Genomic DNA, 7,343 nt, shown 5'->3' on the forward strand with positions numbered 1-7,343 from the left:
CTTCATCTCGGTGAACTGCGGGGCGATCCCGGAGAACCTGATCGAGTCCGAACTGTTCGRGCACAAGAAGGGCGCGTTCACGGGGGCGGCCAGCGACCGGCGCGGCAAGTTCGAGAGCGCGCATACCGGCACCATCTTCCTCGACGAAATCGGCGAACTGCCGCTCACCGGGCAGGTCAAGCTGCTGCGCGTGCTGGAGGCACACGAGATCCAGCGGGTCGGGTCCGACGAGACCATCTCCGTGGACACGCGCATCGTGGCGGCCACCAACCGGGACCTGCGGCGGCTGAGCGAGGAGGGCAAGTTCCGCGAAGACCTGTTCTACCGCCTGAGCGTGATCCATGTCACGCTGCCGCCGCTGCGCGAGCGGCGCGACGAGATTTCGCTGCTGGTGGCATTCTTCGGCGACGAGGCCGCGGGCTCGCTCAAGCGTCGCCCGGTCAAGCTGACGCCGCGCCTGCGCGATTTCCTCATGAACTACGCCTATCCGGGCAATATCCGCGAACTACGCAACCTGATGTACCGGGTATCGTGCCTGGCCGGCGACACCGCCGATCTCGACCACTTGCCGCAAGATCTGCGGCCCAAGGTGGCCGGGCCCACGCTGGTTTCCGGCGGTGTTGCCGCAGGTGGCGGCGTGGATGCGACGACGGCGACCTCGCTGAGCGAGGCCAAGCGGGCCGCGAGCGACGAGGCCGAGCGCGCATTTCTCGAGCGTGGGCTGCAGGAGGTGGGCGGCACCGTGGCCGAGCTGGCCCGGCGCTTCGACATGAACCGCTCGCACCTGCAGATGCTGCTGAAGAAGCACGGCATCCATTCCAAGGATTTTCGCCATCAGGCGGCGGCGGGCGGCAAGCCAGGGTAGGCCACGCTTGCGTGGCGGGCCTGCCCGGCCTGGCTGGCCTGGCAGGCCTGCCTAGATCGCAGGATTCACCATGGTCTTGTCGGTCGCGTAAAGGTCTTCCGCGCGCGCCACCACGGCGGAGATATTGTCGTGGCCGCCGCGCTCCAGCGCGGCCGTCACCAGCGCCTGCGCGGCCAGTTCGCAATCGCCGCAGGCCAGGAAGCTGGCGATCTCCGGATCGCGCAGCTCGTTGCTGAGGCCGTCGCTGCAAAGCAGGAAGATATCCGCATCGGCGACTTCCACCCAGGTCTGCTCCAGCTCCAGCGCGGCGTTCGCGCCGACAGCGCGCGTGATGGTGTTGTGCGCGGGATGATGGATGGCTTCCTCCGCCGTGATCAGGCCGCGCGCCTTGAGTTCCTCCACGCGGCTGTGGTCGCGCGTGAGCTGCGTCAGGTGCCCGTCGCGATAGAGATAGATACGGCTGTCGCCGGCCCACAGGCAGCCACAGAAGCGCTCGCAGGCCATCAGCACGACCACGGTGCTGCCGATGCGCCGCACCTGGCGCCGCGTTGCCTCGGTCAGCAGCGCCAGGTTGACCTCATGCAGCGCCGCGCGCGCGTCGTCGAGCAGGCTTTCCAGGCTGCGCGGCTCGCCCAGCCGGTCCAGCGTTTCCACCACCAGGTTGCTGGCGTAGTCGCCCACCGCGTGACCGCCCATGCCGTCGGCCACGACCCAGAGCCCGCGGTCTGGCCGTGCCAGGCAGGCATCTTCGTTGCGCTCGCGTAGCAGGCCAACGTCGGTGCGCGCGGCTGAAGTCCAGCGGAATTGCGATGCACAGGTCACGGTCGTCTCCGGTGTACGGGCCGCCCTGGCGCGCGCCAAGCGGGCGGATCGCGCGGGCGCCGGCACTGGCCGCGCCCGGCCGGCTTACATCCGTCCGTCGTTGCGTGCGCCTTGTCCCGCTTGCACATTGATGTTCGCTCCGGGTGCCGAATTGCGAACGTCGATGTTTTGAAACTGATTAACCATCTGATCAGCATAGAAGCTGTTGTTGATCTCGTAAAAGTTGACCACGGGGCCGAGGCTCGGCCGGGCCGGCTGGTAGGGCTGGATCCAGCCGAATACCCAGGGGGCGCCGCCACCGCGCACGGCCGACATGGCGCGTCCGTCCAGCGTATGGTCGTTGTAGAGGTCTTTGATGGTGAGCGAGGCCATGATCGGACTCCGTTGGGTGGTGAGGTGGGTGGCAGTGGTGCCGTCCCGCTTTCAGATGCAAGGCGTATGCCAGGCGGCTGGCGCAATGCGGCCAGGGCGCCGCGCACGCCTGAAACCCAGCTGCCGAGCGGCTAGCCGGCCCGCCGGCGCTTTCGCTGCGCCCRCCGGCGCGATACCGCGCGGCCCAAAACGTTGGTGGTTCGCCAACATCTGCGCCGGGTCTGGTGGGTAGCGCCCACCTGTCCGGGCTGGTGCCGTGTCGTTGGCCCGCGTGCCGTGCAATCTGCTGTGCAACCTCTTGTCTTCGCGGTGCCGCGCGCCGCCAGCGTGGCTTTCGACCCCGGTGGTGGCGGCGTGCCAACATAAACGGTGCAAGGCGCCGCGGCTACGCCCACCACGGCATCTACGTCGGCGCGGGCAAGGTCGTTCACTACGCCGGCTTTTCCGGCTCGCTGCATCGCGGCCCCGTGAAGGAAGTGACCATCGAGGACTTTGCCGCCGGCCACGCCGTCAGCGTCAAGGCCAATCCCTGCGCCCGCTACGTCGGCCTCCAGGCCGTGGCACGCGCCCGCTCCCGCCTCGGGGAAGACAACTACCGGCTGCTCACCAACAACTGCGAGCACTTCTGTTCGTGGTGCCTGCTTGGCGAAGCGCGCAGCGCACAAGTGGAAACCTGCCTGCAGCACCCGGCCATGGCCGTGCATGCGCTTGCGGTCCTGCTCGGCACGCTCGTCCGGGCTGAATGGCGTGGTGCCCACTTCGGTGCCCGCGCGGCTTGAGCCGGGACGACCAGGGCAACGGCAAGCAATGCGAAGGAGACGGACATGCAAGCAACCAGCATATCGCTGCGCGGACTGATCGACAAATGGCTCGGTGCGCGCCTCGCGGCGCCGGCACGCATCACGCGCGTGCGCGGTGCCCGCGCCGGACGCCGCGGCTGCGTGCGGGTGGAAGTGGCAGGCCCGTCGGGCCAGCTCTCGATGTTCTTCTTCCGGCACGGCGACGGGTGCTGGTGCGTGTTTCCGCCTGCACTGAATGCGGGGTGAGCAAGGCATGGTGCCCTCGCGCGCCGTGATGCCGAAGTCCCATGCGCACGCGCAGGACTGCTATCCGCTACTTTCGCAAAGGTCACACGTAAGCATTTGTTCGCAGGCTGGACGCTGGTCCGTGGCCGCCAATAACATCGCCCGGTTCTTGCACCGCCAGCCGCCAGGGGATTGCCGGCGGGGGTGCTGCCTCATCCACCACCGGCCGTGAAGTGCCGGGCGAAACCTTCCGGATCGATGCCAGCGACTCATTCAACTGCGCCTGCCAGGGCTTCCTTCTCCAGGACACTCTTCGCGCTTGCCTGCGCCAGCACGATCCTCACCGCTTGCGGCGGTGGCGGGGATGGCGGCAGTGGCAGCGCGACGCCCGCCGCCAATGCTTCCGGCAATGCCTCAGCCAACACCGCCAATGCCAACGCGCCGGCTGCCAGCGCCGGCAGCCAGGCGGTCCCGGCGACCGCCGTGACCGCCTGCTTCACGGTAAGCGGCAATGCCGCGCCGGCTGCGGGCACCGTAGACGTCAGCATCCTGCCGGCACGCGGCGCGGCCAACGTCAGCGGCTATCACGCGCTTGGCGAGCCGAAATCGGCGGGGCTGTGCTACGCCAACTACCGGCGCGTGCTGGTGGGACTTCCCGCGCTCGAGGCGCAGGACGCGATCGGCGTGGCCGCGCAGAACCACAGCAACTACATGCTCTGGAACAATACGCTCGGCCACGACGAGAATGCGTCCCTGCGTGGCTATACCGGCGCCACGCCCGATGCGCGCGTGCAGGCGCAGTACAAGACGGACGCCACGGCGGAGGTGGTCGGCAGCGCCAGCAAGTGGAGTTCCGACCCGAACGCAGCGCTGGCCCTGGCCTCCACCGATGCACTGGTATCCGACCTGTTCGACGCGCCGCTGCATCGCATGAGCCTGCTGGGCAGCTACAAATCTGCGGGTTCGGGCTATGCCGAGCAGAAGGGCTCGACTTCGGGCGGCGCCACCGCGTCGTTCTACCAGACCGTCGATCTCGCCGATGCCACCATGCCGGGCACCGCCATCCAGATGGTGGCCTATCCCTACGCCGGCCAGGCCGATGTGCCGACCAGCTGGCTGAACAACGAAAGCCCCAATCCGGCTCCGGGCTACCAGAACCAGACGCTGGGCTACCCCGTCACGCTGCAGGCGATCGATCGCAGCCAGGCGTTCACGGCCGATACCTTCGTGCTCACCGACGCGCAGGGCAATAACGTCAACTGCCTGAAGGTGGATTCGCGCACCGCGGGCGTGTCGGGTGCGGCGAACGGCGCGGCGGTCTGCACGCCGCTCGCGCCGCTGGCCGGCAGCACGCGCTACAACGTGGCCGTGAGCGGGCAGCTGGGCGGCAAGCCGCTCAACCTGAGCTGGTCGTTCGTCACGAAATAGCGGGCTGGCTGCCGTCAGCATCAGATTGCCCCGGCCGAGGCAGCGCCAACTATGATTGCCTCATGCATAGCGAGGGGAGGGAATGATGGAGCGCGCATTCGAATATGGCGGCTATGCCGTCGTGGCCCGCGCGGTGGCATCGGCCACCGGCGGTTTTTCGGCAACGGTGGTGATTGCCGATGCGTTCGGCGAGGCGCCGCAGCCCTCGTTCGAGGACGAAGTCGGTATCGCGCCGACCGCGCAAGCCGCGCTTGCCCTCGCCGAAGCCGCTGCCATGCGTACCATCGATGCGGGGCAGGTGAACTAGGCCTGGCGGGCGGTCCGGCATGCCGGACGCGGGTCCCGGTACGGTGCTTGCGTTCAATAATGTGAAGAACTGTACTTAGCCAGACTTTGCACGGGTGCGCTTGTCCCGACATAAAATGGCGGGTTGCCGGTCCGGCCGCGCACCCGTCCGGGCGCCAGGACCGTCCTTCCGGAACGCCATGTACGCTATCCTGCCAGCCTTCGTCTCAGCCATCTTCCTGGGTTTCGGCTTGTATGTGCTGGTCACCAAGGGCGTGACGCGGATCTCCACTTCCTTCTTCCTGCTGTGCGTGACCACGTTCGCGTGGCAGGGCACCTGGGCCTTCCTGTTCCAGGCCGAGCATCCCGACGTGGCGCTGCTGCTGGCCAAGGTCGGCTATCTCTTCATCATCTTCCTGCCGACCTGTTTCTATCACTTCATCACCGAAGTGAGCGAGCGCCGCACCGAGCGGCCCCTGCTGCTGGCTTCGTACGGGCTGTCGCTGGTGCTCGCGGTGCTGGTGCTGACCGGCGGGGAAGTGGTGTCCGGCTTCTATACGTATTTCTTCGGCGCGTATCCCAAGGCGGGGCGGCTGCATCCCCTGCACGTGGCGCAGACCGTGCTGCTGGCCTGCCGCAGTGGCTGGCTGCTGCTGGCCGCGCGCCGTGGCGCCACCGGCGAGAAGCGCAAGCGGCTCGACTTGTGCCTGGTCAGCCTGGGCCTCTACTCGCTGGCGGCGGTGGACTACGCCGCCAACTATGGCTATGCCTTCTATCCGCCCGGCGTGGTCTTTATCGGCGCCAGCCTGGGGATACTCGCCGTCACGATCGTGCGCTACGACCTCATGCACCCGTTCTCGCTGGCCGCCACGGTGGCGCACGAGGTACGCACCCCCCTCACCACGATCCGGCTGCAGGCCGAGGAAATGGGCCGTGCCTGGCCGGAACTGCTGGCGGGCTACCGGCTCGCGGTGGCGCATGGCCTGTACGAGGACCGCATGCGCCCGGGCCAGCTCGAACGCGCCGCCGGCCTGGTGGACTCGATCAGGCGCGAGATCGAGGGCACCCACACCGTGATCGACATGGCGCTCGCCTCGGTCACGCTGGAACGGCTTGACCGCCGCAGTTTCACGGCACAGTCGCTGCGGCATTGTGTCGACGCCGCGCTGGCGCGGTATCCGTTCCTGGCGGGAGAACGCGAGCGGGTGACGGTCGGGCCGATCGATCCGGCCTGGTGTTTCCCCGGCTCCGAAACGTTGCTGGTCTATGTCCTGTTCAATCTGCTGAAGAACGCGCTGCAGGCCATGCGCGCCAGTCCCGCTGCGCACATCGAGATCGCCGTGCTGCAGGAGCATGGGAGCTGGCTGCTGCGTTTCCGGGACACCGGCCCGGGGATCCCGCCCGAGGTCCTGCCTCGCATCTTCGACCCCTTCTTCTCCACCAAGGCGCACGGCAGCGGCGTCGGTATGGGGCTCGCCTTTTGCCGCAGGGTGGTCGAAGCCTTCGGCGGCCGCATCCAGTGCGAATCCGTGCGCGACATCCACACCACCTTCTTGCTGCGCCTGCCCGACGCCCACGCAGGCAGCCAGGCCGCCCCGCGCAGACGCCCCGCCGGCCAGACGGCAAGCGGGGCGGGCACGGCTTAGCTGGCGAACTTAGGCAGCTTCAGTTCGTACTCCTTGACGCGTTCGACGATCTCGCGCGGGAAGCGTGTAATGCGCTTGTCCCGCCCGGCGAACACGATCTGCTGGTAGCCGAGCGATACCGGACGGCCATCCACGCAGAAGCGGAACAACAGGTAGGCCGAGCACTGCTTCACCTGGAAGGTGTTGAGGTAGCAATCCACCTTCTGGAACGGGAACGTCTCCTCGACATACTCCTGATGCGCGCGCTTGGTCACGAACACGCCGCCCGCGGCCAGCAGGTTGTCATGGATGCACTCGTGGAACCAGCGCTCGCGGCAAATGCCCTGCCACTCGAAGTAGCGCGCGAAGTAGGTGTTCATGAATGCATTGGAGTCCTTGAGGTAAATGTCGATCGCATGGTGAAAGGTCTTTTGCGGGGGCGTCTCCTGTATGTCTCGCGTAAACATCTCGCTACCGCGGCTCAGAACATGGGGGATTGCGTCTCGCATCAGCATTGAAAGCTCCTGGCTAGGATATGGCTGCTGGCGGCAGCCACGCACGCCTCCCCGAACGGGTGAGGCATACCGCATTCTGTCTGTTTGCGGCGGCAATCGTCGCCAGGTTTCCCTGTTTCCTTGCTGTGCCGGCCGGCATTGCCCCGATGTTGGCGGCGAACGAACACACGGCGTCTGTTGTGTTGGCTTTTGCCTGCCAGATCAAAGCCTTCCGGCACCGGACTCCGGCGCCATTTTCTTCTCTCGAAGAAAATTTCTCCCAAGCCCCGCCTGGGYTTGCGGGCGATYYGMGSCGRCATGGCCCGCCTTGGCACACTCCATGCGTTTGTACCTCCCGAGCGAAGCAAAGATGCTCGACAGCAAACGAACCGAAGTCCCAATCGATACCCGGCCAGCTGGCCAACCG

The 7,343-nt window shown here is 67.0% G+C and carries 10 protein-coding genes; 6 read left to right on the plus strand and 4 right to left on the minus strand.

What is annotated here, in order from left to right:
* The coding region (locus AC1DO7_RS39190) for a sigma 54-interacting transcriptional regulator (RefSeq protein WP_477117414.1) at positions 1 to 865 on the plus strand (865 nt) is incomplete at its 5' end.
* A gap of 51 nt (positions 866 to 916) precedes the next feature.
* Here the strand turns inward: AC1DO7_RS39190 and AC1DO7_RS39195 are convergent.
* Both AC1DO7_RS39195 and AC1DO7_RS39200 read right to left on the minus strand, forming a co-directional pair.
* Positions 917 to 1,687, minus strand: coding sequence for a PP2C family protein-serine/threonine phosphatase (locus tag AC1DO7_RS39195; RefSeq protein ID WP_441624095.1), 771 nt, complete (start codon positions 1,685 to 1,687; stop codon positions 917 to 919).
* 84 nt (positions 1,688 to 1,771) lie between these two features.
* On the minus strand, positions 1,772 to 2,059 hold the full coding sequence (locus AC1DO7_RS39200) for a hypothetical protein (protein WP_441624097.1): 288 nt from the start codon (positions 2,057 to 2,059) through the stop codon (positions 1,772 to 1,774).
* A 362-nt stretch (positions 2,060 to 2,421) separates the two neighbouring features.
* Here AC1DO7_RS39200 and AC1DO7_RS39205 point away from each other — a divergent pair, with 362 nt between their 5' ends.
* Complete coding sequence (locus AC1DO7_RS39205; RefSeq protein ID WP_477117415.1) at positions 2,422 to 2,838, plus strand: lecithin retinol acyltransferase family protein; 417 nt, start codon at positions 2,422 to 2,424, stop codon at positions 2,836 to 2,838.
* 45 nt (positions 2,839 to 2,883) lie between these two features.
* Positions 2,884 to 3,105: a hypothetical protein gene (locus tag AC1DO7_RS39210; RefSeq protein ID WP_441624101.1), complete on the plus strand. Its 222-nt coding sequence runs from the start codon at positions 2,884 to 2,886 to the stop codon at positions 3,103 to 3,105.
* Positions 3,106 to 3,353: 248 nt separating this feature from the next.
* Here the strand turns inward: AC1DO7_RS39210 and AC1DO7_RS39215 are convergent, their stop codons facing one another.
* Positions 3,354 to 3,584, minus strand: a complete 231-nt coding sequence (locus AC1DO7_RS39215; protein ID WP_441624103.1) for a hypothetical protein — start codon at positions 3,582 to 3,584, stop codon at positions 3,354 to 3,356.
* Between AC1DO7_RS39215 and AC1DO7_RS39220 the strand changes: the two genes are divergently transcribed.
* From AC1DO7_RS39220 to AC1DO7_RS39230, 3 genes are all read left to right on the plus strand, one after another.
* On the plus strand, positions 3,568 to 4,512 hold the full coding sequence (locus AC1DO7_RS39220; RefSeq protein WP_441624105.1) for a CAP domain-containing protein: 945 nt from the start codon (positions 3,568 to 3,570) through the stop codon (positions 4,510 to 4,512). The two genes, AC1DO7_RS39215 and AC1DO7_RS39220, sit on opposite strands and share 17 nt — an antisense overlap.
* Before the next feature lie 85 nt (positions 4,513 to 4,597).
* On the plus strand, positions 4,598 to 4,819 hold the full coding sequence (locus AC1DO7_RS39225) for a hypothetical protein (RefSeq protein WP_441624113.1): 222 nt from the start codon (positions 4,598 to 4,600) through the stop codon (positions 4,817 to 4,819).
* 178 nt (positions 4,820 to 4,997) lie between these two features.
* On the plus strand, positions 4,998 to 6,443 hold the full coding sequence (locus AC1DO7_RS39230) for a sensor histidine kinase (RefSeq protein WP_441650286.1): 1,446 nt from the start codon (positions 4,998 to 5,000) through the stop codon (positions 6,441 to 6,443).
* Here AC1DO7_RS39230 and AC1DO7_RS39235 read toward each other — a convergent pair.
* Positions 6,440 to 6,937, minus strand: a complete 498-nt coding sequence (locus AC1DO7_RS39235; RefSeq protein WP_441624109.1) for an acyl-CoA thioesterase — start codon at positions 6,935 to 6,937, stop codon at positions 6,440 to 6,442. The genes AC1DO7_RS39230 and AC1DO7_RS39235 overlap by 4 nt on opposite strands.
* Positions 6,938 to 7,343 lie beyond the last annotated feature (406 nt).

The organism is Cupriavidus sp. 05N40 (assembly GCF_056397305.1).